22 protein-coding genes are annotated in these 25,691 nt (G+C 32.2%); 10 read left to right on the forward strand and 12 right to left on the reverse strand.

Going from position 1 to position 25,691, the window contains the following annotated elements; translation table 11 throughout:
- Positions 1–318: 318 nt before the first annotated feature.
- From ACKTTV_RS00565 to ACKTTV_RS00580, 4 genes are all read right to left on the reverse strand, one after another.
- Positions 319–825: a ferritin gene (locus ACKTTV_RS00565; RefSeq protein WP_408028853.1), complete on the reverse strand. Its 507-nt coding sequence runs from the start codon at positions 823–825 to the stop codon at positions 319–321.
- 104 nt (positions 826–929) lie between these two features.
- Entirely contained in the window at positions 930–1,223 is a 294-nt protein-coding gene (locus ACKTTV_RS00570; RefSeq protein ID WP_408028854.1) for a hypothetical protein, read from the reverse strand.
- 167 nt (positions 1,224–1,390) lie between these two features.
- Entirely contained in the window at positions 1,391–2,404 is a 1,014-nt protein-coding gene (locus tag ACKTTV_RS00575; RefSeq protein ID WP_408028855.1) for a TlpA family protein disulfide reductase, read from the reverse strand.
- A 216-nt stretch (positions 2,405–2,620) separates the two neighbouring features.
- Positions 2,621–3,475, reverse strand: a complete 855-nt coding sequence (locus ACKTTV_RS00580) for an AraC family transcriptional regulator (protein WP_408028856.1) — start codon at positions 3,473–3,475, stop codon at positions 2,621–2,623.
- Between the two features lie 225 nt (positions 3,476–3,700).
- Between ACKTTV_RS00580 and ACKTTV_RS00585 the strand changes: the two genes are divergently transcribed.
- The 7 genes from ACKTTV_RS00585 (at position 3,701) to ACKTTV_RS00615 (ending at position 12,836) form a co-directional block, all read left to right on the forward strand.
- Complete coding sequence (locus ACKTTV_RS00585; protein WP_408028857.1) at positions 3,701–4,852, forward strand: ABC transporter substrate-binding protein; 1,152 nt, start codon at positions 3,701–3,703, stop codon at positions 4,850–4,852.
- 81 nt (positions 4,853–4,933) lie between these two features.
- On the forward strand, positions 4,934–5,734 hold the full coding sequence (locus tag ACKTTV_RS00590; RefSeq protein WP_408028858.1) for a carbohydrate ABC transporter permease: 801 nt from the start codon (positions 4,934–4,936) through the stop codon (positions 5,732–5,734).
- Between the two features lie 76 nt (positions 5,735–5,810).
- Complete coding sequence (locus ACKTTV_RS00595; RefSeq protein WP_408028859.1) at positions 5,811–6,635, forward strand: carbohydrate ABC transporter permease; 825 nt, start codon at positions 5,811–5,813, stop codon at positions 6,633–6,635.
- Between the two features lie 5 nt (positions 6,636–6,640).
- Positions 6,641–7,753 carry an ABC transporter ATP-binding protein gene (locus tag ACKTTV_RS00600; RefSeq protein ID WP_408028860.1) on the forward strand — a complete coding sequence of 371 codons (1,113 nt, stop codon included), beginning with the start codon at positions 6,641–6,643 and terminating at the stop codon, positions 7,751–7,753.
- 157 nt (positions 7,754–7,910) lie between these two features.
- Positions 7,911–9,950 (forward strand): glycosyl hydrolase family 95 catalytic domain-containing protein, encoded by a 2,040-nt coding sequence (locus tag ACKTTV_RS00605; RefSeq protein ID WP_408028861.1) that lies wholly within the window; start codon positions 7,911–7,913, stop codon positions 9,948–9,950.
- Positions 9,951–10,176: 226 nt separating this feature from the next.
- Positions 10,177–12,153, forward strand: a complete 1,977-nt coding sequence (locus ACKTTV_RS00610) for a hypothetical protein (protein ID WP_408028862.1) — start codon at positions 10,177–10,179, stop codon at positions 12,151–12,153.
- 5 nt (positions 12,154–12,158) lie between these two features.
- The gene (locus ACKTTV_RS00615) at positions 12,159–12,836 is read left to right on the forward strand and encodes a hypothetical protein (protein ID WP_408028863.1); all 678 of its coding nucleotides are present in this window, start codon (positions 12,159–12,161) and stop codon (positions 12,834–12,836) included.
- Between the two features lie 23 nt (positions 12,837–12,859).
- Here ACKTTV_RS00615 and ACKTTV_RS00620 read toward each other — a convergent pair whose 3' ends face one another.
- Positions 12,860–13,267: a VOC family protein gene (locus ACKTTV_RS00620; protein ID WP_408028864.1), complete on the reverse strand. Its 408-nt coding sequence runs from the start codon at positions 13,265–13,267 to the stop codon at positions 12,860–12,862.
- 2 nt (positions 13,268–13,269) lie between these two features.
- Positions 13,270–14,199 carry a 2-hydroxyacid dehydrogenase gene (locus tag ACKTTV_RS00625; protein ID WP_408028865.1) on the reverse strand — a complete coding sequence of 310 codons (930 nt, stop codon included), beginning with the start codon at positions 14,197–14,199 and terminating at the stop codon, positions 13,270–13,272.
- 105 nt (positions 14,200–14,304) lie between these two features.
- On the opposite strand from ACKTTV_RS00625, the gene ACKTTV_RS00630 reads away from it, so the two are divergent.
- Positions 14,305–14,730, forward strand: a complete 426-nt coding sequence (locus ACKTTV_RS00630) for an Lrp/AsnC family transcriptional regulator (protein ID WP_408028866.1) — start codon at positions 14,305–14,307, stop codon at positions 14,728–14,730.
- A 7-nt stretch (positions 14,731–14,737) separates the two neighbouring features.
- On the opposite strand, the gene ACKTTV_RS00635 is transcribed toward ACKTTV_RS00630, so the two are convergent.
- From ACKTTV_RS00635 to ACKTTV_RS00650, 4 genes are read right to left on the reverse strand one after another with little or no spacing between them, the layout of a single operon-like run.
- A complete protein-coding gene (locus tag ACKTTV_RS00635; RefSeq protein WP_408028867.1) occupies positions 14,738–15,916 on the reverse strand; it encodes a PepSY-associated TM helix domain-containing protein in 1,179 nt (392 codons plus the stop codon).
- 3 nt (positions 15,917–15,919) lie between these two features.
- A complete protein-coding gene (locus tag ACKTTV_RS00640; RefSeq protein ID WP_408028868.1) occupies positions 15,920–16,516 on the reverse strand; it encodes a hypothetical protein in 597 nt (198 codons plus the stop codon).
- A 58-nt stretch (positions 16,517–16,574) separates the two neighbouring features.
- Complete coding sequence (locus ACKTTV_RS00645; RefSeq protein ID WP_408028869.1) at positions 16,575–17,867, reverse strand: DUF4374 domain-containing protein; 1,293 nt, start codon at positions 17,865–17,867, stop codon at positions 16,575–16,577.
- 14 nt (positions 17,868–17,881) lie between these two features.
- A complete protein-coding gene (locus tag ACKTTV_RS00650; protein ID WP_408028870.1) occupies positions 17,882–20,254 on the reverse strand; it encodes a TonB-dependent receptor in 2,373 nt (790 codons plus the stop codon).
- Between the two features lie 102 nt (positions 20,255–20,356).
- On the opposite strand from ACKTTV_RS00650, the gene ACKTTV_RS00655 reads away from it, so the two are divergent.
- Positions 20,357–21,355, forward strand: a complete 999-nt coding sequence (locus ACKTTV_RS00655; protein ID WP_408028871.1) for a helix-turn-helix transcriptional regulator — start codon at positions 20,357–20,359, stop codon at positions 21,353–21,355.
- Positions 21,356–21,359: 4 nt separating this feature from the next.
- Here ACKTTV_RS00655 and ACKTTV_RS00660 read toward each other — a convergent pair whose 3' ends face one another.
- Together ACKTTV_RS00660 and ACKTTV_RS00665 are read right to left on the reverse strand one after the other, a co-directional pair.
- Entirely contained in the window at positions 21,360–22,028 is a 669-nt protein-coding gene (locus ACKTTV_RS00660; protein WP_408028872.1) for a LytR/AlgR family response regulator transcription factor, read from the reverse strand.
- Entirely contained in the window at positions 22,021–23,073 is a 1,053-nt protein-coding gene (locus ACKTTV_RS00665) for a sensor histidine kinase (protein ID WP_408028873.1), read from the reverse strand. The genes ACKTTV_RS00660 and ACKTTV_RS00665 overlap by 8 nt, the downstream gene beginning before the upstream one ends.
- Positions 23,074–23,267: 194 nt before the next feature.
- Here ACKTTV_RS00665 and ACKTTV_RS00670 point away from each other — a divergent pair, with 194 nt between their 5' ends.
- On the forward strand, positions 23,268–25,661 hold the full coding sequence (locus ACKTTV_RS00670; protein WP_408028874.1) for a TonB-dependent receptor: 2,394 nt from the start codon (positions 23,268–23,270) through the stop codon (positions 25,659–25,661).
- Positions 25,662–25,691 lie beyond the last annotated feature (30 nt).

The raw sequence follows: 25,691 nt of genomic DNA on the forward strand, positions 1-25,691 counted from the left end.
CAATCAAGAAAGACCACACCAAAGTCTGAATGGTGTAGCTCCTAATATTTTTAACCAAAACTGTCAACGAATTAGTTAACCTTTACAACTTCGAGTAAAATTATTGGAAATGAAATGAAGAATAATTTCGTGTCGAGAAGTGTTCTTTATCACTATAAACTGTTCTCGATACATTTCTTACTTCGTTCGAACTTCGTAAAAAACACTCGAACTAACATTAATTTAGGAATCTTGTCGTTTATAAGGGCAAAACAAAAAGCCCCGATACTAAAATCGAGGCTCTTTTTCTGCTAGTTTTTGTTTCTGTATGTAATATTGTTATTCCGTAGGAATTCTTTCGTCAATCATTTTTAAAGGGAAATCTCCCATAAGGTCAATCATATCTAGAATATCTCTCACTTTCTCTTCTTCTTCTGCTTGTTCTGTAACAAACCACTGTAAAAAAACTTCAGAGGTAAAATCTCCAACCTGACGCGCTTTTTTAAATACGTTATGGATAGCTTGAGTAACTTCAATTTCAGCATCTAAAGAAGCCTCGAAAATACCTTTTAAACTATCATATTCATGTGATACTTCAGTAACAGTAGGTGAAAGTGCACTTCCTCCATTATCATTGACAAACTTAAAAATTTTCATCATGTGAGAGCGCTCTTCTTCGGCTTGACTGTAAAAATACTTAGCACTATTTCTTAATTCTCTTTGATCGCACCAAGATGCCATCGCTAAATATTTAGAAGAAGCTCTCTGTTCCATCATAATTTGATGATTTAACAAATCAACAACTTCGACATGTAAAATCATGTCTCTTCTTATTGCGGTTTCCATGTTACTTGTGGTTTTAGATGATTGCACTTCAAAGATACGGATTAAAACGTCCGATATGAGGCGTAGCGCCTAATTTAAAAGTAGTCTTAGTAAAGCCGAAGCCTCTAAACTAAAGGGCTCGGAGCAAATAAGGATTGCACAAGATCACGAAGTTCCAGTAGTTGAGGAACATCCAAAAGTAATAAATGAGCATTATCTGCAACAAAAAGCAAAACAAAGTTATCCTCATTTACCAAAGTTTCCAAAGCTTGAAAAGTTGTATGCTTAAAAATTTTCTTTCTGAAAGCTAATAATTGACAAAAGGTAAGATCAATAGTTTTGTGTTCTAAATGCAACTGATAAGCGTTGCGTTTAGAATACGATAAACGATACTGACGTCTTTGTGTACATACTTCCATGGGTCAAATATATTATTTTTAATTAATCTAAACAAAATAATTAGATGACTTGAAATTCAGATACTCTTAACGCCTTGTTTTTCAAGATGAATGCATAAAAAAAAGCACTTTTTATAAGGTAGAATATACTTATAAAAAGTGCTTTTATAATGTTGTTAAATAGATCTTTAGATGTTTAAAGACTCTAATACTTCAACTAATTTAGCATCCGAAGGTCTTGGAGCTTGCGCATTCACAATATTTCCTTCTGGATCAATTAGAATAAAACGAGGAATTCCGTTGATTTTATAGCTTTTTACAAACTCTGAGTTCCAGTTATTGTCAGCAAATAATTGAGTACCTGCTAATTCTTTATCTGAAACCATGTTCTTCCAAGCATCGTGGTCTTTTGCTTGATCAATTGAAATTCCAACGAACTCAATATTTTTACCATGGAATTTCTCCTCAACTTTCTTTAAGTGAGGAATTTCATTTTTACATGGTTGGCACCAAGTTGCCCAAACATCAATAAATACATACTTACCTTTTAAATCATCTAAAGAAGTAGTTCCTCCTTTGTGGTTTTCATAGTTCACAAATTTAGGTGAAGCTAATCCTTTAGCAAGGTTCTTGTTAATGTATGCAACTTGCTCATAATATCTAGAAATGTAGTTCTTAATTCCTTCAGCACGTTGTTTTTGAGAAGCCACAAAAGTGGTGTCTAAGACTTTTTCAGCAAGTCTTTTTTGGAAAGACTCCTCGTAAGATTTTAACTTAGCGTTGAATTCTTCTTTAGGCAACTTGAAAAGATCATCACTCTTCATAAGCTCTTCTTCAATTAAAGAAGATTTAGCTAAGAAGTTACTTTCATCAGAACCTTTTCCTGTAAATACAACAGTTTCATCAAACTCTTTTGTATCAAGAGTTAAATTAATTTCATTTCCATTTTTAAGAAATGCCATGGTTTGCTCTGTTCCATCGAAAATAACATGAAGACCAGTTTCAACCTTTAGTGTATCACTAAAAGCTCCTGTTTCATCTACTTTTATAACTTTTTTCTTTCCTGTTTTAGGATTGGCAACTACAAGTGAATCTGAATTCTTGTTTGTGATTTTACCTGAAAACGTAACATAGTCTTTAGGCGCTTCTTTACAAGAAACAATAGCTAAACAAGCTACTGCAAAATAAATTAATCGTTTCATTTTGAGTATAATTAACGGTTTTGTGGTGGACTAAAATAATGAATATATATGAATCCTTTCCCTTTTTAACGAATTATCACTTTTGATATTTTACAAAATACTTTTTTAAACATTGTATCATCATATTCATTCGTTTACTCATTTCATTAAAAAAGAATGTTTTATAGCAAGGATGTATCAAGAATGACTATTCAATTAATTTGATTTTGGTATCGATTATCTTACTGTTGAATTTCGATATTCCCTTGGGGTTTTTCCTGTAAAGTTTAAAAATAGCTTATTAAAATGTGCTACACTTTGAAAACCAACATCGAAAGCTATATTGAACACTTTATCTTTTGTGTTAATTAGATTGGCACAGGCAACGCTCATGCGAACATCGTTTAAATAGTTTATAGGGCTTTTTCCGATTTTCTTTTTAAAAAACCTACTAAAAGAAGAGGTGTTCATAGCGGCAATTTCGGCTAAATCTTGTAATTGAATCGCTTGATTGTAATGCTCTTGGATATAGTTGCAAACAAGAGTGATTCTTTGTTCAGTTTTGTTATTAGGTTCCAAGATATAGGTTGAAGAAGCTAAGGTTTCTTTGGAGGTGGCATTTTGCATGGTCTCTAACAATTTTAATAAACTCGTATATTTTTGAAGACCATTTTTCGAACGAAGCTTTTCCAGAAGTTTTAAGAATTGAGGCTCTTTATTAATATCGAAGAAAATTCCTTTTTGAGCTTTTACTAAAAACGAATAAAGTTGTTTGAGCTCTTTTACATTTGATTGGAACAAATTTGTTGGAAACTGAATTACATAAACCTCAATTTTAGTATTACTTTGATTAAATGACTTATCAGTGATCCAACAATGAGGTAGGTTGCTTCCAACTAAAACCAGATCTCCACTTTGAAATCTTTGAATGGAGTCTCCTATAATTCGGTGACCTGTTCCTTGTTTAATAAAACAAATTTCAATTTCTGGATGATAATGCCAATGAACCCCAAATTCATTTTCAATAACCCAAAAATCTTCAATAGAGAATTCAGAAGGAGAGTTTTGTAAGTGCTGGTAATTAAGCCTCATGTTGTAAGAGTAATACATTAATGAAAGTAATGAATCTATGTGATATTGTCAAGTGTTTCGTTTTTAGTGTAATGAAAGGCAAAAAATGAGTTGGTTTTTGCAAAAAAAAGAGAATAAAAGGTAAAATCTATTAATTAGATTTGTTTTATGTCTTTGATTTTTAGGTTTTTAATTTTGTTTGTTTCGGGCGTTATCCTCTTAGGATGCAAACGTAAAGTCGATCGTGTGCGATTTTCCAGTTGGCAATCGAGTCCTACGGAAGAACGCATTGTGAAGGCTTCCTTAGATTCTTTTTCAAAAAAGTATCCAGAAATAGCTTATGATTATCAACCCATTCCTGGAAATTACTCTGAGAAACTACAGTTAATGTTGGGAACAGGCAATGCACCTGATTTGTTTTGGTTGAAAGGAGATACTTCTCCTGCCTACTTTTCATTTAATGTATTACAACCGCTGGACTCTTTTGTAAATCAAACTCCTGAATTTGATACGGATGATTTTTTTCCAGTGTTTAAAGATGCTTTTAAATACAATGGTAAGTACTATGGTTTTGCCAAGGATTTTAATGCCTATGTACTCTTTTATAATAAGGACATGTTTGAAGAAGCAGGAATTATCAGTCCACCGAAAGATTGGAATGAATTGAAAAGCTACGCCAAGAAGTTGACTAAAGACACTAATGGCGACGGTACAATTGATCAATTTGGATTTATAGTTGAAGCTTCGATTGATATAGTCTTACCCTTTATTTTTCAGAATGGAGGAGAGATAATTTCAAAAAAGAATCAAATAAAAATTGATACTCCTGAGTTTATTGAGGCAGTCGATTTTTTTCTCTCTTTTTATAGAGAAGGAATAGCAACGATACCTACGGATGTTGGTGCTGGATGGAATGGTGATGTCTTTGGAAGAAAACAGGTAGCAATGGTTTTTTCAGGTGCTTGGATAATTCCCTATTTGAAAGAGAGCTATCCTGATGTCAATTATGCCGTGGCGGAGTTACCTGTAGGAAAAAATCAAGCAACAGTTGCTTTTACAAACGCCTATGTGATTCCCAAAAATGCAGAATATTTGAATGATTCATGGAAACTGTTACAATATTTAGCCGGAAAAGAAGGAATGAGAATTTGGACAAATTCAAAAATAGCTCTTCCAACTCGAAAAAGTGTAGCTATTGAAAACAACTTTTATAACGATTCTATTTTTAGCGTGTTTTTGAAAAGTGCTGAGTATGCAAAATTATATCAAGTCAATTTAAAAGAACGCTGGTTTGATGATACACAGGCGGCAATGCAAGCATTGTTTTATAAAAAGCAAGAAGTAGAACCAACTTTGAAAAAACTAGCAAAACAATTAGAAAAATATAAACTGAACTAATGCCATTTAAAAAGCCAAAATACAAACAACGCTTTTGGGCGTATACATTTTTAGCATTTCCAATGCTACTTATATCGGTATTTGTTTTTTTTCCCAATACTGTTTGCTTTCGTAGTCAGTTTTTACGATTGGAACTTATTAATTCCTGATAAGCCATTTGTGGGACTGGGAAATTATTTCGAATTGTTTAAAGATGAGGTGTTTGTGAAAGCAGTTAAAAATACCATTTTGTATACGTTGGGAGTTGTCCCAGTTCAAACGTTTTTATCGCTTTTTCTGGCGTTTATTATGAATCAAAAATTAAGAGGACGTGCTTTCTTCAGAACAGCCTTTTATATTCCAGCAATAACATCATCGGTAGTTACTTCAATTATTTTCGTTTGGATTTACTCTAAGCCAGGGTTGTTGAATTATTTGTTAAACGCTATTGGAATTCAATCGAATATTGATTGGTTAACGAATCCATCTACGGTATTACCTGCGATTATGATGTTAAATGTTTGGACGACTTCTGGATATTTTATGGTGTCATTTTTGGCGGGACTGCAGAACATTCCAGCGAGCTTATATGAAGCAGCAAAAATTGATGGCGCAAGTCAGTGGAAACAGTTTTGGAAAATTACAGTTCCTATGGTTCGCCCAGTTACCTATTTTGTGGTTGTAATGAGTTTGATTGGTTGTTTTCAAGTATTCGATCAAATTTTCGTAATGAGTAGTGGTGGTCCTGATAATGCTTCTACAACCATGAGTTATTTCGTATATCAAAACTCTTTTAAATATTTCAGATTTGGATTTGGTGCTGCTTCAGCAGTGGTACTAGCATTATTGATATTTACAGTAACTGCGATTCAGAAAAAGTATTTTCCACCAGAATCGTATTGATGGAAGGCGAAAGACAAAGGTCGGAAGTCTAATAACTCATAATTCGTAATTAATAATTAAAAATAGACTTATTTAAGTGAAAGAACTGAAACTACAAAAAATCATATTTCTAGCTGTATTGGCTATCATGACGCTGATTTATATTGGACCGTTTTTATTCTCCTTAAGTATTTCGTTCAATGGAGATAAAAATGTATTCGATTGGCCGATTCAATTTTTACCTTCAGCACCAACATTAGAAAACTATAAAAATGTTTGGAACGAACTACCTTTTGGAAAATGGTTGTTTAACAGTGTATTGGTAACAACCATCCAAACGTTTTCGAATGTGTTTTTTGCGGCATTGGCAGGCTTCACCTTTGCAAGATTGGAGTTTCCTGGAAGAAAAATCATTTTTACACTATTGCTAAGTAGTTTAATGATTCCTGGAATTATTCTTTTAGTACCAAAATTTATCGTTCTCAATGAACTTTCAATGATTAACAGTTATGGAGGATTAATTCTTCCTGGATTGGTTGGAGTAACCAATATTTTTTTAATGAAGCAGTTTTTTGAAACCATTCCGAAAGATTTGGAACAGGCGGCGTTAATTGATGGTTGTAGTTATTTCAGACTTTTCTGGCAAATATTTATTCCTATTTCCAAACCAGCATTGGCGGCTGTAGCGATATATACTTTTCAAGGTTCATGGAACGAATTTCTTTGGCCTGTAATTGTTTCGTATACAGAAGATATGTACACATTGCCGCTAGGAATGGCAAGTTTACGACATGAATTACTAACCGATTGGCCATTATTAATGGCTGGAACAATATTAATATCACTTCCTACTTTGGCAATTTTTATCATTTTTCAGCGCTACTTTGTGCAGGGTGTTGCCAGCTCAGGACTTAAAGGATAAAACGTATGGCAACAATAGAAATTTCTCATTTAAAAAAGATATATCCCAATGCAAAAGAAGCTACAATAAAGGATGCCAATCTTGCTATTAACGACAAGGAGTTTATTGTTTTGGTAGGTCCTTCAGGTTGTGGGAAATCTACGTTACTTAGGATGATTGCTGGTCTAGAAGATATTACGGATGGCGAATTGAAGATAGATGAACAGCGAATGAATGAGTTTTCTCCTAAGGATAGAGATATTGCAATGGTATTTCAGAATTATGCCTTGTATCCTCATATGACTGTTTTTGAGAATATGGCTTTTGGGTTAAAGCTGAGAAAAGTTCCGAAGAAAGAAATTAAAGAAAAAGTTGAAAAGGTTGCCGAAATTTTAGGGATAACGCATTTATTAGACAGACGCCCAAAAGATATGTCGGGAGGGCAACGCCAGCGTGTTGCTATTGGAAGAGCCATTGTAAGAAATCCGAAAGTTTTCCTATTTGACGAACCTTTATCGAACTTGGATGCTGCCTTAAGAGTGCAAATGCGTTCAGAAATAAAAAAACTGCACAAGCAATTAGAAGCGACAATTGTTTATGTAACGCATGATCAAATTGAAGCTATGACCATGGGTGATAGAATTGTAGTGTTGAAAGATGGAAACGTCATGCAATTTGATACGCCCATGAATCTCTTTAATAATCCAACAAATAAGTTTGTTGCTGGTTTTATTGGAAGTCCTTCTATGAACTTTTTAGAAGGAAAAATTCTTGTTGAAGAAGAAGCTAAATTTATATCGAAAGATTTGGAGTTTAGTATTCCAAAAGATATGCAACCAAGCATGAAGTCTTATGAAGGGAAGTCTGTTTATTTTGGCTTTCGACCTGAATATATTTATGACAAAGCAATTGAAAATCAAAAACGACTTTCTCAAACGATGATGGCACTTGTTGAAAATGTGGAGCCTATAGGTAGTGAGAGTTTTGTGTACTTCCGATTTAAGGGAAATCCGAAGGAGCTTTTTTGTTTTAGAAGTAATTCGGAACACCAATATAAAGTCGATGAAGAAATTGAAATTGGAGTAGATATTGACCGACTGCGCTTTTTTGACAAAGAAACTGAAGAACGGGTATTTTGAGTTTTGAGTATCGGTATCAGTCATTTCGACCTAGGGAAACATCTAAACCAATATCCAACAAAAACAGTAAAAAGATTTCTCAGTCATTACCTTCTTCGAAATGACACAACTGGAATTTTGACTTTCAGCTTTTGACTTTAACCTTAAAAACGAAACAATGAACAGAACTAAATTTTTAATTTTTCTCCTAATATTAAACATATCATATTATATGGATGCACAGAATGACGGTTGGCATATTTCAACGAGCGAAGCCAATAATTATACTGGAATTGTAGTGGCTAACGGACGTATTGGTATTTTACCTTCACATCATATTTTAGAAACTGAACAGATTATTCTTAATAATGTTTACGATAAAGAATCACCTCTTGGTGTAAGCAGAATCCTCAAGGGAATTAATTTTCAGGATTTAGAAATTAAAATCGACGGAGAACTTATTTCTGATCAAAACATCTCAAATTGGAGTCAAACTTTGAATATGAAAGAGGCCTCTTTTACTACTAGATTCAATTTTAAAAACAAAGCCAGTGTTGAATATACGATGTATGCTTTAAGAAATGTGCAATATTCGGGATACTTGGATGTAACCATAATGCCAAAAATGGATGTTTTAATAGAAGTCGCTGCAAGTATAAAAACACCTGAAGAATATAGAAATCCTACGAGTACATTCAGAGTTTTAAAGGATTTAGAAACGACCATGCCTATCTTACAAACTGTAGCAACGAGTAGACAGGGAAGGCATAAAGTGGCTGCATCTGGAACTTTTATTTGGGGTGAAATTAATAGTACTAGTGAGCACCAGCGACCAGAATTAAAACACAAGAAGGTTTCTGAGTACAATCATAGTTTGTCCTTTAGTAAGAACATAAAAGCAACTAATGAATTTAACTTTTCATGGACCGCAGCGCAATGTACAACACAAGATTTCCATGATCCTCAAACGGAATCTGAGCGCTTTGTTATTTTCAATTTATTAACGCCAAAAGAAGCATTATTAAAACAACATAAAGATTTGTGGATAGATCTTTGGGAAGGAGATATTATTGTGGAAGGAGATTTACAATCGCAACAAGACATTCGATTGGCATTGTATCATTTATATGCTTTTGGAAGAGGTGATTCCGATTTAAGTATCGCTCCAATGGGGTTGTCATCTCAAAACTATAATGGTCATATTTTTTGGGATACCGAACTATGGATGTATCCTCCGTTGTTAGTGTTAAACCAAGACATTGCTAGATCATTGGTCAATTATCGTTCTGATCGCTTAGACAAGGCAAAACAAAAGGCAATTAATTTTGGATACAAAGGTGCTATGTTTCCATGGGAGAGCGATGATACAGGAGAAGAGGCAACACCAGCTTGGGCACTTACAGGTACTTTTGAACATCATATTACAGCTGATATTGCAATTGCTTTTTGGAACTATTATTTAGTAACAAAAGATAAGAAATGGTTAAAAGAAAGGGGTTATCCAATGCTCAAGGAAATAGCTGATTATTGGGTGAGTCGCTCTGAGAAGAATTCAGATGGGTCGTATAGCATTTTAAATGTAGTAGGAGCCAATGAATTTGCTCACAATGTTGATGATAACGCTTTTACCAACGGTTCAGCAATTACCTCTTTACGTTATGCAATAGATGCTGCTAAAGTTTTAAAGTTAGAAGGTGATTCAACATGGAAAACAGTTGCGGACGGAATTATTATTCATAAATTTCCAGATGGAACTACCATGGAGCACAGAAAATACAATGGAGAAATTATAAAGCAAGCCGATGTGAATCTGTTGTCCTATCCATTAAACATTGTGAATGATAAAGAAACTATTTTAAAAGACTTAAGTTATTACGAACCTAAGTTAGCCAAAGAAGGACCCGCTATGGGAAAATCGGTTTTTGCAGTTATCTATGCTCGATTAGGAGATGCTGAAAATGCTTTTCGATTGTTTAAGGAAAGTTATGAGCCGAATAAGAGACCTCCTTTCGGAGCACTTTCAGAAACAGCTACAGCAACGCATCCTTATTTTGCAACAGGAGCTGGAGGAATGTTACAAACTGTTCTTTTTGGCTTCGGAGGATTGCAGTTAACAGAAGAAGGTATTATTCAAAAAAATCCAATACTTCCAAAAGAATGGAAATCATTAAAAATAACAGGTGTCGGACCTGATAAGAAAACGTATATAGTAAAATAAGGAGCTACAATTTTATAGAAAGAATACCTATATGTAAGTATGAAATTAAGGATGAATCTGAAGTAATTTGGCTTCAGATTTTTCTGTATAGTTTTTAAAGTCAATTATTTAGTTTAAATTTACTGTAAGAACTAACACGCTATTAGATAATATTTTATCGGGGACTATTCTGAAATTTTCAGAAGCTATTGTATTTAATTATTGTTATTTAATCAAACTTACTACCATGAAGAAAATTGCTTTATTAGTACTTCTTCTGTTTACTTTTCATACAACTTGTTCACAGGTTCAGGTTGTAAAAAGAGGAGTCGAAGGACTCATTAAATTATTTCGAGCTGCGAAACCTAAACCAAGATTCGCTCCAATTTTTAAGGCTCCCAAAATGCCAACGAGCTTACCAGGGAATAGGTATAAATTACATACGGATGATTTCTATAAACCATGGACGGAAAAAAGGAAATACCTTTATAATAGAAATCAAGAATTGTATAAAAGGTACCAATTCAATGTTGAAGACTATATAAAACAAAGAGAGTTAAAGGAAGCTTTTGGAACCAAAAATATTTCACTTAAAGAGGAATCGTTATTTAATGAAAATAAAAAGGCATTATTATTAGTTGAAGAGGAGTTCGGCGAGAATATGGGATTAGTAAAATATGTAAAAGGTTCGGTATACGATGCTATTTGCACATTTCAAAAAAGGAATAATATAAAACCTCATGATTTTGCCATTGGTTTTGGGAATAAATACAAAGTAACCCAGGAGGGGGTTGAGCGATTCATTGCGGAATATGAGGAGTTAACAACAAGGTTTTTTGTGAGTGTCAAATTGGCTAGAAAATTAGGTCTAGTAACGGAATTACCACTTTTAAGTGAACAATTTTTTCATAGATGGTCAGACTTGAAAAGAAGTAGATATTTACCCAAAGAACTTGATTTTTCAGCGAAGTTAAAACCTTTTAAAAAAGAAATAAATGACCTAGATTTTGAAAAAATCCATTCTCTAATTGATGATAATTTAGATATTATAATTAAAGAAACGAATGAACTTGAAACTAAATTAAATACTCTTGGATATATTAAATCGTCAAATGCGGAAGTAACTATTAAAAGTCAAGAGGACTTTTTTAAAGAGTTTGACTTTTTACATAAGAGATTAGAAAAAGTGAAAGCGCAGTTTAAGAAAGACCACTCTTTGAATTCAAAGATGACGCATAAAGAATTCAAAAGTAAGGTTCAAGAGGAATTAGATAGGAAAAAAGAGGAATTAAAAAAAGTTCTTGATACGAATGAAACTGATTTAGAATCGTTGTTGTTAGACTACTTTAAGGTTCACAAAAAATTGGGCAATGGCGAACCTGTTTTGAGTTCTGGTATTCGAAAAAAGTTAAAGGAAGATTTAACGAATCAAAACTACTACGTTAAAACTAATAAGGAATACCAAAAGTTTCATCGAAATAAAATTAAAATTAGAGGAGCATCGGTTAAAGTCGAAGAAAAGGATGCAATTCAATTGTTTGATGATGCCAATGTTTATATGGAGAGGACTGCAAATTTGGGCGAGGATATATCTAAGCTAAAAAAGGATTTGTCAACCGCTATAGATAAACGCAATACAAAAACAATATTCTTTTCAAAGCATGAGTCAAATTCGAAGTTGAAAAAAAACAAGGTTATTGATAGTTTGCGAAAGATGTTTCCAAAAGGAGCTATAAATTTTATAAAAAATAAGAATACCAATTATGTAAAAAGAATTTTAAAACGTGAGTTTAAAGATAATAAAGGAGGAAAACTTTTTTTAGTAGGACATGTTGAAAATGGTGCTTTTAAAGGCATTGGAAATAGTAATTATAAGATCGATTTTGATTACATCAAAGAACTTGGAAAAGAATATAATGTTGATGTTTTTACAGGTGGATGCTCATCATCATATTATAATGTAGCAGCTGGAACCACAGATTTAATTAATGATTTAAACTTTGGATTGGCTATTGCAAATTCGTTTAAGAAGGCGAATACTTATAAAGATTTAATCACATCAATCTCAAATCAAAAAATTAATGGAGGTATTGGTAAAGTAAAACTAATACTAAAGCCTGATTCTTTTAGCAATGTAGGAGATACTAAGGTTGAGGTTTTCTATAAAAAGAATGGAATTTGGCAAAAATTAGTTGACTTTATATTTAATTATTTTAAAATTTAAAAAATATGGGAAATAATAAGAAACAGGATATGGCAAACTCAAAAACAGTTGGTTTGTTACATAAACTAAGTGTGAGTAAGTATCAAGGCTTGAAAGATACTACTGATGCTAATTATGAGTATTTATTCAATATTGGAGATAAACTAGGGAATGCCGCAGTAGCTGGTGAAGGAGAGGAAGATGATATAAACCGTGAGGAAGTTTTTATCAAGGCAAAAACAGCGAAAGAAACATTGGAAACGGTATCTGATCAAGCACATGTGTTTTTTAAAAAAATTAAAAAGAAAATAGACAACTATAAAAAGTTGGAGTTAATTTCTCAAATTATCGCAGCAATAGGAAGTAGTGCTATTTTAATTACTTTGATGAATGAATTTGATGAAGACAAGGATATGAAATTTAAATTACAGCTTGTTTCAGGTGTTATTGCTACTGTTGGAAGTATTCTTTCAATTTTTCTCAATAGAGGCCTAGGGTCTTGGAGTTTTAATCGACGAAACAGGGTTGAAGATTATGATAATTTAGTAGAGTCTAAACTTAGATCTGAGAGACTTCTAAGGGATTTAGTTCCTAAAATTCAAATTTTTGACTCACTTGATAATTTAGAAGATGTTAGTAGAATTATTAATGAAACTGAGGATTTAAGCGAGAAAGTTGGAATTTTAATCGCGGATTACTCGTAACATTAATATCTGAGTGGACAATTCTAAAAAATCTCACTATCATTTTTAAAAGACTTAAATTCAATTGGGTTGTTGCTATAATCTAAAACAAACATTGTTTGTTGTTCACCTTTCATGTTTTCGTAACGAACTTGTGGTTTAACTATGAAGTTGATGTTGTGTTTTTCTAACTGTTGTTTTACAAAATCAAATTTTTCTTTTTGTAAAATACATCCGAAGTGAGGAATAGGAACTTTGACTCCATCTACAAGACCACAGTAGTCAAGCTCAGGTAAGTTTTTAGATACATGAGCCGAGAGTTGATGGCCGAAAAAATTAAAATCTACCCATGTTTCTGTTTGTCTTCCAAGCGAACAGTTCAAAATGTTGCTATAAAATTCAATGGTACTGGCGATATCTTTTACTTTAAATGCGTAGTGAAAACTATTCATAATTAATAACCTTTTTTAAGTGAAACCACGTTTAATAATTCTTGATTGTTTTTAAATCTATTGTAATTTTGAATAACAATATCTATTGCCGAATTTACGTTTGTTAGGGAAGCCACATGAGGAGTAATTGTAATACTAGGGTGTTTCCAAAAGGGATGTGTTTTTGGAAGAGGTTCTTTTCTAAATACATCCAACAATGCTCCTGATAAATGATTAGAATCTAATAATTCGATGAGATCTTCCTCAACTAGATGTTCTCCTCGTCCGACATTGATGATATACGCACCTTTTTTAAGTGAGCTCATAAGTCGTTTTGAGAGTATGTTTTCAGTTTTTAAGGTCAATGGAAGCAAATTAATAAGATAGTTTGCATCAGCTACAGAATGATAAAGCTCCTCTTCTCCTTGAAAGCTTTTTACACCAGAAATGTTCTTAATTGAGTTGGACCATCCTTTTACATTGAAACCTATTTTTAAAAGTTCTTTAGCAACGAAACTTCCTATTTCACCCAAACCTAAAATACTAATAGTAGTTTCTTTAATAGTTTTGTAGTTAGTAGGAAACCAGTTTTGATGTTGTTTTTGATTTGAGTGATAATCAAAGTTCTTCATCTTAAACAAAATCGAAGAAAGTAAAAATTCGAACATGTCTAGTGATAAGTTCTCATCTACAATTCTTGTAACTACAGTTTCATGATTTAGTTTTTGAGTATTGGTTATATGCTCCACGGAAGCACCAACGGATTGTATTACTTTGGTGTTTGGAAACTGAGAAAGTACTCCTTTATCTGGTTTCCAGCATAGAATAAATTCTATTTCTTCTGGAGATTCAACAGTTGGATAAATTTCAACTGTGACACCTTTTAATTTTTGCTCCAGAGCTTCTTTCCAAATTTCAGGGTCCTTATTATTAAAAATGATTGCAATACTCATGATTGAACTAATTTCTTGTAAAACTATTACTTTCAAGAGAATTTTTGAAGTTGATTCAATTGTAAAATAGTATTTTTATAGGTGATTCATTGTATTTAGAAAGATATGGCAAGTGATTTTAATTTAGAAGATATTGATGAAAGTATTCTTCAATGTTTACAAGAAAACTCAAGAGAAACTTTTGCAGAGATTGGAAGGAAAGTGAGTTTATCGCCATCGGCAACAAGAGAACGAATTCTTAAGTTAGAAGAGCAAGGAGTTATTAAAAAGTACAATTTAAAACTCGACTACAAATTACTTGGTTTTGATATAGAAGCTTTTGTTTTAGTGAAAGTATTTCATGGGAATTTAAAGCTATTATTTAATTTCATTAGTTCAAAAACCGAAATTAAAGAAGCCTATAGAATCACTGGAAACCAGAATGTCCATTTAAAAGTTGTGCTAAAAAATCAACTGCATTTACAAAATTTAATTGATGAATTGATGCAATTTGGAGATACTAGTACCTTTTTGATTTTATCGGAGATATAAGAATCTTTTACTTTTTTAGCTTAACCACTTTGTTATACCAAATAATAAATCCAGTTATTGGTAATGAGCAACCTATTAAGCTCATCAAAAAGTATATAATTATCGATGTTATTCCAAAGATTTCTCCAGTATGAAGAGGTTTTACAATAAGCATATATTGTTTATAGAGGTCAAGCTCACTAAATAAATTGATTTTGTTCACTTCACCAAACTGGTTGATTTTGACATGATCATAAACAGCTAAAGAACAAAGCCCTTTCCTATAGAATTTAAAAGAATAATACCCAGAGTTTGCGAATGGATAAATGATTTGGACATGACTATATTCTGGTAATCCATCTTTTGCTATTTCCAGGAGTTCATTAATGGTTTTTATTGGTTGGTCTTTTTCGGTTTCAACCAAATCATCAAAAGCAGCATTAAAAGCATCTGCTATGTCTTTACTCAGACCATTGTTTCCAATATTTGATTGATTGATGGCTATTGATGGTCCACCAAGTGCCTGAATATTTAACTGTTTAAACCAATGAAAAGAAACATACAAACCAGTAATAGCTATTAAAAGCAATGGTAAAAGAGCGTAAAAACCGAGCACTCGATGTAAATCGTAATTAATACGTTTAATTTTTAGTTTGAAGTTAATCGTGAGAACGCTTTTTAGTGCTTTTAATCTTTTGGGAAGCCACATGATGAATCCACTAATGAGCAAATAGGCAAAGAATAAAACACTGATACCTACGATGAGTTTTCCTGGTTCTTCAACCAATAAGTAGCGATGAATTTCAAGTATGATTTCGAAGAAATACGTCAATTTAGAGTTTTGGATACGAACTATTTCTCCTGTATTAGCATTGAAATAAGCGTGTGAACCAAGATTATTTTTAGCATAAGAAGAAATTTCAATACTATTTTCTTTGACCCAAATTGAAGTTGGAGGTTCAAATTCTTTGCTAAAGAGTGTTATCGACTTTTGTAATGGCGTAGTTTTAGCAGAGTTAGTTTCTAATGTGAAATCGTCTGAAAAGGAATCTAATAGTTGGTTTTTGAAAGCATAAATGCTTCCTGTTAAGCAAACAATAAAAATAATGATGCTTGATAATAGACCTAACCATAAATGAAAAAGAGCTATTAAATACTTTAAATAACTCTCATTCTTTCTTTTTTTTCGAATAAATAGTTTCTTCATGAACTAGTGCTCACTTTGACCAATTTTGTATTCACTCTTCAACTTATTATAAGTTTCAAGTTGCTCCTTGTTTAAAATTTTTTCGAATAAATTTTGACGGTTTACATCAATTTCTTTATAGTATTGAAGATAAACATCGGGCTTTCCATGATAATAATCGTGGTTTTCAACTAAGGTAGTGTAAAACGCTTTGTTGGCAGCTTCAAACTTTTTTGTTTGTAAACTATCTAAGCCTAACTGACCTTTTATTAGATCCATATTATGCCTATCTCTACCTTTACGCTCAATGTCAATTTCTGTTTTATAAATACTGTACTTCTCTTTAGAAAGTAATAACTTAATCAAACTATCTTGTTGCGATGACAACTCTTTGGCATGAGCCATTTTTTCTGACTTTGTTTTTCCTGAAGTTTGGAAATTAGTGACTAGCTTTTTAGTGTATTCACCGATAATTTCATCAAATTGTTCAGTTTCTGAAACAGTAAGGTCTAGTTTACTTTTAATAAGTTCGTAGTTAAACGGACCTTTATGCTTTTTAGAAGAACACGAAAACATCAAGAAACAAGCAGCTAATAGATATGTTAGTTTTTTTAAGCTCATAATACCAATTTAAAAGGCCCTCCCTTGATGATCAAGGAAAGACCAAGGTTAAAACAAATTAATAGATTCCTTCAATTAAAAGATTTCCACCATCAAGCGCTAATCCTTTTTTTACTGAAGTGTTTTCAGTATTAAATTCATAGATAAAAGCATCTTGATTTTGAGGAGAAATAGCCATAAAGAACTTATTTCCTTCAATTACACCGTTTTGGTAAGAGAACAATCTCGAAAATGGAACATCTAATAGTTCGGCTGTTTTGTTGTACACGTTAATCCTAGCAACTTTCCAAGAATCTTCTCTAACAATATTCCCTTCGTTTTCAAAATGAATAGGCATAAAACCAACACCATTTCCAACATAGAACCATCCAACGGTTCCAACGTTCGAGTCTAATCCTAAAGCTTCTGAAATATTAAATTCATAAGTTTCGTCATAAGACCCATTCGTTAATTTTTTAATTACAGTTTTATCACCAGCCGATAAGTCGAATTTACTTCCTGTAGTAAACCAGTTTGATTGATATACATCACCTCTTTCATCAACGTGCATCGAAGGAGCTCTATAACCACCTGTATGCCCTGCAGCTGTGTTAGATTCAACTATTTGCCCATTTGTAAATGATGGGTAATCAAATACTAAGGTTTCTAATCCAGTTTGTTTTGGAGTTCTGAAAGGAGGAATTGGTGATGATTGAATATCTAAGTGCATCAACCCGAAATAGATTTTATTCCCTGAAATTACAGGACTATCTACACGCATTGGGTGAAAACCAATTGAACTACCGCCTAATTTTGCATTTTCTGATTGAGGAATAACAAACTCAGTTAAGTTACTAATTGTTAAATCAGGAAGGTTAACTGCAGCAAAACGAAGTGTACAAATATAATCTACGATTTCGTCAGCGTTATTTTTTACTTCCTCGGTAGTTACATTATATAGCATTAAGGTTGTTTCGTTTGCAATTTTGTAACGTGGAGTAGTTGATCCTACAGCTAAACCGGCATCAAGTTCTTTAACAGTTGCATAGGTACCATCTTCTTGTGTTCTTAATTGGGTAAGAATACCAGTTCCATAGCTTAGAGAATATAAAAAGTCTCCTTGCTTTAAAACTTTTGCAGAGATATCTGAATCCAACTGAGTACCGTTGTTTAAAAAACTTAAATTTCCTTGTGTTAAATCATCTGTTTGAGCTAAATAGTAGGTTCTGTCAATATTTGCTAAAACCGAATAATTAGCTGGTTCAACTGGAGTATCGTCTCCAGGATTATCATTGTCACTTGAACATGACATCATAAAAACTGCAGGTAGTATTAAACCTAGCAATTGTGTAAACTTAAATCGAGTTTTCATAATAATTATAGTTGTTATATAGACCAATTAATTTTAGTAAAGAATGCTCTTCCTGGTTTTTGAATGGCAAAGTTGTCAAACAACTGTGCGTCAAAGATGTTGTTACAATCCAACCCAATCGATATTTTTTTATTAGGAAAGGAATAGTTTATACCAATATTGTGGGAGAATTGTTGCGGTATTTCATCTTTATTATCTGCACCAAAAACATTGTCACGTACAAAAAATGAATCCACAAAATTCGAAGCCCACTTCACCGTAAAGGCATCATTTGTTTTAAAAGTATTTTCGAAATTTATTTGAGCATTTAAAGTGCTCTTAAATAATAAGGTGTTCGGTAATTCTGAATTGAATAATAGGTTCTCATTACCAAAACTATCATATCTCGATTTTATGACTGGAAACAGCCTTGAGATCGCGTAGTTAATTTGGAATCTATTTTTCCATTGGTATTTCAATTCGGCATCAAATCCATGAATATCAACATCATCAAAATTGATATAAACAAAAGCGGAGTCGTTTTTTTGCCATAACTTAATGAAATTATCCACGTCTCTTCGAAAAAAAAAGATGTCATAGGTCAACGTAGAGTTTTCATTCAATAATAGTTGATGCTGTACACCAATATTATAGTTAAAACTTTGCTCGGCTTCAAGTTGATCTGTGCTTAATATATTTACACCATCCCCTAAAATCTCTTCTTCTTCAGGAAGCCTGTTAGCTCTTTCAAAAGAGGCTTTTAGAGTAAGGAGCTGATTGATTTTATACGATGATGAAAACCCGAACCCAAAGAAGTTTGCATCTGTATCCGTATTTCTGAACAATTGCCCATCTTCGGTAGTTTTAATTTTAGCATTAAACGAATGATTTTTAACGAAGAATGAAGTTCTTAATTTTCTATTGAGCCATTTTGAGTCAAGAGATAACCCAAAGGTGTTTTTGTTGAAATGTTGAGGAGTCCAATAAGCTTCACTTTTATTTGAAATTGTTGGGTCATTATCGGTTCTGTTGACAAAAGCAATTTGCGATGTAAAGTAGGCTTTATGTTGATTGTTCAATTTATAATCGGCACTCAGTTTTTGTACAAAAGTTTTCTTCTTTAATGTATTTTGTGTTAAAGAGCCATATTGCTCTCCTCCAAGAACTCTTTGACCTATAATTTTGCCATTCCAACTGTAAATATTTTTAGTGGTATCAATATGAACTCTTGTTCGATCGGAATATCCAGCAAATAATTGAAGTCCTAGTTTTTTGTTTAGTAAGTTTTTCTTTGAATAGCGAAGAAATGCAGTTCCATTTTTTTGAGAATAAGTAGCCTCTCCAAAAGGAATTTCCATAGTTGGTCCATGTTGAATCTCTTTATCGAAATCAGTTAGAATAAGCCCTGTTTCAAAATGATCGGTCCAACTTCTGTCTTTGACTCCAAAAGAGGCTTTAATTCCACGAGATTGAAAGGCATCATGAAATCGTTCAACGCGATTATTTCTGGTAACGTTAAATGTTTCTGGATCCGTTACCAATACATTTTTACCCCAAATTTCGTAGTTATTATCTGAATAATTATAAAATCCAAAAGCATTAATATAAGTTCCTTTTTTATCGAGATTTATGTTTGTATAGACAGATGAGGTATGCGTATTGAATGAACCGAAAGAATAAGAGATTTCGGTTACGTTTTGAGAGCTTTTTTTCGTAATTAAATTAATAGCTCCTCCAAGATTATCATTACTCAAGTATATTGGTGTAACACCTTTATAAATTTCAATTTTATCAATAACTGATACAGGTATGGTGTTGATTGAGAATGAACTTCCGTAAAACTCCATAGGAATGCCATCAATGAAAAATCGAATAGATTTTTCCGATAATCCATTAATAGAATAATTAACTCTAGATCCCAAACCACCACTTTGTCGAACATTAATACTTGATTGCTGTTCTAATATTTGATTAAGTGTTTTAGTGTTTTTGAAGTCGTCGGTAACATTCAATATATCTAATTCATAACCAAGCGACTTGAATTCGTTTTTCTTTTTACCCAAAACAACTACTTCTTTTAGTTGTTCGCTTTTTTTTAGAATGAGATGAACGTAATAGTTTTCATTTTTTAACTGAACCTTTTTTGTTAAAGTTTCATAGCCCTTTTTTTCAATAATCAGTGTATAGAAGCCTGAGGGAACATTTTTAAATTCAAAAGTACCAACAGGATTTGTTTGTGTTGTTAGGTTAAGTTCAACTAAATATATGTCGATAGTTTTGAGAATAACTTCATTTTCATCTGAAAGTTTCCCTTTTAATGATAAAAGATTATTTTGAGAATTGGCATTCCAAGCTAATAATGAAAGCGTTAAAAGTAAGTAGGATATGCGTTTGAAATTAGTAAACATTTAACGTTATTCTTATTTAGACTGATTTTTCGGTGCGAAAATAAATCCATATTTTTGCATCAAAACAACGCAAAGGGAAGTTAAAATAACTCATTCGGAAATATGAAATTCCCACCTTATAAATCTACGTATTCACTTACTGGTGCTATTAATAAGAAACAAGTAATTAGATATCCAATAGGATTTTCGGAAAATACTTCATTTGAAAAAACTCAAAACAAAGTTTCTACAGAATATGTCGATGCAACCTTCGATGAATATCGTTTACAAGGGGCTAAAATTGAGATGGGAAGAGTGAACTTGAAAAAAGATCTGAGCATTGATGTAAAGCATAGCTTTCCGTTTTTTAAAATGCACTTTGAGATTGAGGGGTCTTCTACATATTCACCGAAAAATGAGAAAAGCTTGCCTGTTATTATACCACATGGATACCACCAATTATTTTTTTTCCCAAAGGTAGAAGGGGTTTTAAGTTTTCCAGCTAATATTACTAGAAACACGTTAGAAATTACTCTTTCGTTGAGTTTTGTCTATAAAATTTTTAAGGATAATTGGGAGGAATTAGAGCGTTTGGGTGATGCTATTAGAAACAATCGACCTTTTGTTTTTGGAAGAAATAGCCATAAGATTAGCTCGGAAATGCTTTTAGTTATTAAGCAAATAGTAAATTGCAAAATAGCCGATCACTATAGAAAGCATTATTTGGAGTGTAAAATAATAGAATTGCTTATTTTACAATTACAGGATTTTAAAGAGAAAAATAACGAAATAAATATTTCTAGAAATCAAAGTAAAATTTTGGAAGCGGGCTCGTTTATAGAGAATAATTTAAAGGAGGAGCTTACAATTCCATTAATTGCAAAACATGTTGGAATGAACATGCAAGATTTGAAAAAAGAGTTTAAAGTTAATTTTGGACAAACAATTTTCAAGTTTATTTCCGCGAAAAGGATGGAATTAGCAAAAGACTTGTTGAGGTCTTCAGAGATGTCTGTTTATGAAATTGCGGATAAAGTAGGATATCGATATTCACAGCACTTCACTAAGGCTTTTAGAAAACATTATGATGTAACTCCAAGTATTTTTAGAAAATCCCAATAATACGTTACAAGTTTTCAACAAAGTTTTTCTTGAAAGCTCTTCCAATAGGAAGTACATGCTCTCCGAATAAATGTACCTTATTAGCAGATATTTTTTCTAAGTGATTATTGTTAATAATGTATGACTTATGTATTTGACTAAATGTTTCATTCAAAGTGGTTATCCAATATTTTAAAGAATCATTACTCAAATAAACTTTGTTTCTAGTAGTGATTTCCGTATAATCTCCATCGGACTTAATGTAGATAATGTTTTCAGCGTTTATTTTAATTAAATCATAGCCAGATTTTATAAATAAAAAGGTGTTATTATCATTAGATGAATGCACTTTTATTACTTTCTCAACAGATTTAAGAAATCTTTCAAAAGAAAAAGGTTTTAATAAATAGTCCATAACGTTGTGTTCATAGCTTTCAATGGCAAAGTCGGCAAAGGCTGTAGTTAACACGATAAAAGGTTGATTACTTAAAGATCTTAAAAAATCAATACCGGATAATTTAGGTAGGTTGATATCCAAAAAAATCAGATCGACATGGTTTTTTTTTAGGTATTCTTCAGCTCTAATGGCATCGGCAAATGTGTTTTTTAAAACTAAAGATTCAGTATCTCCAATGTACTTTTTAAGTATGCGTTGCGCTGGAGGTTGATCTTCTATAATGATACAATTAAGCATTATGTAGTGATTTAAGTTGTATTGATAAATTTACTTCGTAGGTATTTTCTTTTTCATCTAAGGTCAAGTCATATCGATTTTGATATAATAGTTCTAAGCGCTTTTTTACATTTTCCAATCCAATTCCACTTTGTAGATCACTTTTTTTAGGGAAAGGAACATGATTGTTTTTACATGAAAAATTTAAGAACCCGCTACTAGAAACGTTAACGTCAATACTGATGGTAATATTACCAGATTGGTTAGACATACTATGCTTGAACGCATTTTCTATAAAAACAACAAGAATTAAAGGAGCAATTTCAAATTTTGAGGATTCAATGTTTTCATTATAGCTTATAATTCCCCTTTCCTCTATTTGTAATTTATTTAGCTCTGTAAAGTTTTTTAAATGATCAAGTTCTTTGATGAGAGGAACAAAATTTTCTTTACAATCATACAGAATATACCTTAGAACAGATGATAACTCTAAAATAATAGTTGATGTTTTTGGTGAGTTTTCTAAAGAATATGAATACAGGTTATTTAAATTGTTAAAGAGAAAATGTGGATTTATTTGCAGCTTTAAAAACTGTAATTCACTTTCTTTCACATGTAATTCTAATCTTTTTACTTCATTCTGTTTTTTACGAAAGTCCCAAAATACTTTAAAACTTGACATTAGAATAATTATCGGAGATGTTTCTAATAAACTAAATAATACTCCAGGGAAATAGGTACCACGAGTGTCTGGAAAGTATATTTTTTCAAGGAAGTATTCATCTATTAAAATAATAAAACCGATGATTAAAATGAAAGTAATAATAAACCAAATGTATTTGTTGGTGTTAAGAAACTTTGGAACTAATAAATAGTTTATGACCATTGCACCAAACAAATAGTTTAAGAAAAAAGCTAACTCATGGGATAGTAAATAAGATTGTGACGATTCAATTTCATAGGCTTCTTGACTATAAGCAAAAAAAAGGAAAGCAAAAACGGTAACCAGTGTTTGGTACCCAATTTCAGAAATATGATTTTTAAAAAAGCTAGCTATTTTGTTCATTCGAACTTTTCGTAATATTAAATTATAGTGAAAACACAATGACATTAATGAATTGGCAAATTTAGGGCTTTCAACAGTATTTTTTTAACGATAATTTGCTGTTTAAAGAATAAAAATGTCGTTCATAGATTATTGCTTTTTGGGTTCTAAGGAATAGCTAGTTTTGCTATTTAAAGTAAATCTAAATAAAAGTTTTGAAGAATTTTTTAGTTATTCTCTTGTTTTTTCAAGTATCAATTAACGTTTTAGGACAAGATAATAAGGTGATAAGAGGTGTTGTTGTTGACGAAAATAATCAGCCAATACCAGATGTTAGTATTGTTCTTAAACCTTCAATAAAAGGAGCATTCACAGATATAGACGGAAAGTTTAAAGTAGAAAAACTTAAAGGTATTCCATATGTATTAACCTTTTCTTCGATTTCATTTAAAACACGATCAATTAAAGTTGATTTAACAAATCAAAATGAAGTATATAAGAAAGTAGTGCTCTTTGATGAAGTTGAAAAAATTGACGAAGTAATTGTAAAAGGGAAGAAAAAGGCAACTAAAATCAAAGAAAAAGGGTTTAGTGTTACAGCTATAGAAACCCAAGCAATTAAAGCGCAAAATTTAGAAATTAACTCTGTTTTGGATAAAACTGCTGGAGTTAGAGTGAGAAGAACTGGTGGTTTAGGGTCTGATTTTGAATATGCATTGGATGGTATGTCTGGAAATGCAATACGTTTTTTTGTTGATGGTATTCCTATGGATTTTTATGGAGCTTCTTTTTCTATTAACAATTTACCGATTTCATTAGTAGAACGTATTGATATTTACAAAGGAGTTGTGCCAACTGAACTGGGTTCTGATGCGCTAGGAGGAGCTATTAATTTGGCTACAAAAAAGCAAAAGACAAATTTTGCTGAAGTTTCTTACTCTTATGGGTCGTTCAATACTCATCAAACAGCTGTGCATGGTCAATGGGTGCAGGATAACGGATTAACTACAAGATTATCGGCGTTTTATAATTATTCAGATAATAATTACGAAGTATGGGGTAAAGGTGTACACTACGCTGATGAGTCAACGGGATTTAAAGCAGTAGAATTTACAGAAGATAATCCAGCGGAGCGATTTAATGACGATTTTCAAACAACAACTGCGAAATTTGATATAGGACTTACAGATAAAAAATGGGCGGATCAGGTTTTTGTTTCTCTGCTTGCTTCAGATCTTAAAAAAGGTGTGCAGACTGCCCAAACCATGGCAAGAGTATTTGGTAGAGTTAGAAATAACGAACAAACCATAGCTCCTACACTTACCTATAAAAAGAAAGATCTTTTTACAGAAGGCTTGGATGTAAATGCATTTGCAGGATATTCATATACCGAAGGGGTTTTAATTGATACTACCGTTGTACAATATGATTGGCGAGGAAAAATTATAGGAGAACGATTATCAGGAGGAGAAATGGGTTATGATGGAAAGTCTCAGTTTACTCAAAAAAATCACTACCAATTATACAGAGCAAATGCAACTTATGAACTACCTAATGATTTTAAAATTGGTGTAAACTATCTTCAAACAAATTCAAGACGAAGAGGTGAAGATCCTTTTTCTCCTGTTTATAGAATACCTTACATAGAACCTCAAAGTTTGGGAACTCAGTTTGCTGGTCTATCAGTAGAAACGGAAAAATTTGATGATAAGCTGTTAGCAAATGCTTTCTTAAAGTATTATGGCTATAATGCAACGGTTAATGACTTAGTATATACAGATCAGTATGAAGTAATAGAATACACTAATAGTATATCAAATTTTGGTGGAGGGTTTGCGGTTTCATACAAACTTACTCCAAATGTATTATTAAAGTCATCGCTTGAACAAGCAACTAGATTTCCAACTCCAACGGAGGCTTTGGGTGATGGAGTAACCATCGATAACAACCCTTTTATTAAACCAGAACAGAGTTTTAATTTCAATTTTGGTGCTGTCTTAGGGAACTTCGAAATAGGAAACCATAAAATAAAGACAGAGGTAAATACTTTTTACAGAAATGTTTCTGATCGATTGCTATTCACAGTAATTGATGGTCAGGGTAATGGGCAATTTAGAAACATAAATAAAGTTTCTGGTTTGGGAGCCGAACTTGATATTATGTATGAGTTTGATGAAAAACTTAGACTGTCATTGAATGGAAGCTATTACGATTACAGAAACAATCTCGAGTTTGAGGAAAACGGGAATAGGAATATTGTATATAGAGACAGATTGAGGAATTTACCATATTTATTGGCAAATGCAGGTTTACAGTACAATACTGATGATTTAATTCAAGAAGATTCAAAGTCCTTTTTCTATTTGCAGTCAAGTTATGTGCATGAGTTTTTCCTGAACTGGCCTAGTTTAGCAAGCACAGAAAACAAAAGCGTTATACCTTCTCAGTTAATCTTTGATGCTGGGTTAAGCTATACTTTTCCTTCAAAAAAAGTAATTGTGGCATTTGATATGTCAAACATATTAAATGAGCAGGTATATGATAATTATCTGCTTCAAAAACCTGGAAGAGCCTTTTCAATAAAATTAAACTACCAACTATCACAATAAAAACAAATTAATATTTCGGATAAACACTAA

The sequence above is a fragment of the Tenacibaculum xiamenense genome, from assembly GCF_964513065.1.
GTDB classification, from domain to species: Bacteria; Bacteroidota; Bacteroidia; order Flavobacteriales; family Flavobacteriaceae; genus Polaribacter; species Polaribacter xiamenense.

Bases quoted from the DNA above. Each gene is read 5' to 3' on its own strand.
- ACKTTV_RS00565 (WP_408028853.1), bottom strand. From the start codon at position 825: ATGGAAACCGCAATAAGAAGAGACATGATTTTACATGTCGAAGTTGTT.
- ACKTTV_RS00570 (WP_408028854.1), bottom strand. From the start codon at position 1,223: ATGGAAGTATGTACACAAAGACGTCAGTATCGTTTATCGTATTCTAAA.
- ACKTTV_RS00575 (WP_408028855.1), bottom strand. From the start codon at position 2,404: ATGAAACGATTAATTTATTTTGCAGTAGCTTGTTTAGCTATTGTTTCT.
- ACKTTV_RS00580 (WP_408028856.1), bottom strand. From the start codon at position 3,475: ATGAGGCTTAATTACCAGCACTTACAAAACTCTCCTTCTGAATTCTCT.
- ACKTTV_RS00600 (WP_408028860.1), top strand. From the start codon at position 6,641: ATGGCAACAATAGAAATTTCTCATTTAAAAAAGATATATCCCAATGCA.
- ACKTTV_RS00605 (WP_408028861.1), top strand. From the start codon at position 7,911: ATGAACAGAACTAAATTTTTAATTTTTCTCCTAATATTAAACATATCA.
- ACKTTV_RS00610 (WP_408028862.1), top strand. From the start codon at position 10,177: ATGAAGAAAATTGCTTTATTAGTACTTCTTCTGTTTACTTTTCATACA.
- ACKTTV_RS00615 (WP_408028863.1), top strand. From the start codon at position 12,159: ATGGGAAATAATAAGAAACAGGATATGGCAAACTCAAAAACAGTTGGT.
- ACKTTV_RS00620 (WP_408028864.1), bottom strand. From the start codon at position 13,267: ATGAATAGTTTTCACTACGCATTTAAAGTAAAAGATATCGCCAGTACC.
- ACKTTV_RS00625 (WP_408028865.1), bottom strand. From the start codon at position 14,199: ATGAGTATTGCAATCATTTTTAATAATAAGGACCCTGAAATTTGGAAA.
- ACKTTV_RS00630 (WP_408028866.1), top strand. From the start codon at position 14,305: ATGGCAAGTGATTTTAATTTAGAAGATATTGATGAAAGTATTCTTCAA.
- ACKTTV_RS00635 (WP_408028867.1), bottom strand. From the start codon at position 15,916: ATGAAGAAACTATTTATTCGAAAAAAAAGAAAGAATGAGAGTTATTTA.
- ACKTTV_RS00640 (WP_408028868.1), bottom strand. From the start codon at position 16,516: ATGAGCTTAAAAAAACTAACATATCTATTAGCTGCTTGTTTCTTGATG.
- ACKTTV_RS00645 (WP_408028869.1), bottom strand. From the start codon at position 17,867: ATGAAAACTCGATTTAAGTTTACACAATTGCTAGGTTTAATACTACCT.
- ACKTTV_RS00650 (WP_408028870.1), bottom strand. From the start codon at position 20,254: ATGTTTACTAATTTCAAACGCATATCCTACTTACTTTTAACGCTTTCA.
- ACKTTV_RS00655 (WP_408028871.1), top strand. From the start codon at position 20,357: ATGAAATTCCCACCTTATAAATCTACGTATTCACTTACTGGTGCTATT.
- ACKTTV_RS00660 (WP_408028872.1), bottom strand. From the start codon at position 22,028: ATGCTTAATTGTATCATTATAGAAGATCAACCTCCAGCGCAACGCATA.
- ACKTTV_RS00665 (WP_408028873.1), bottom strand. From the start codon at position 23,073: ATGAACAAAATAGCTAGCTTTTTTAAAAATCATATTTCTGAAATTGGG.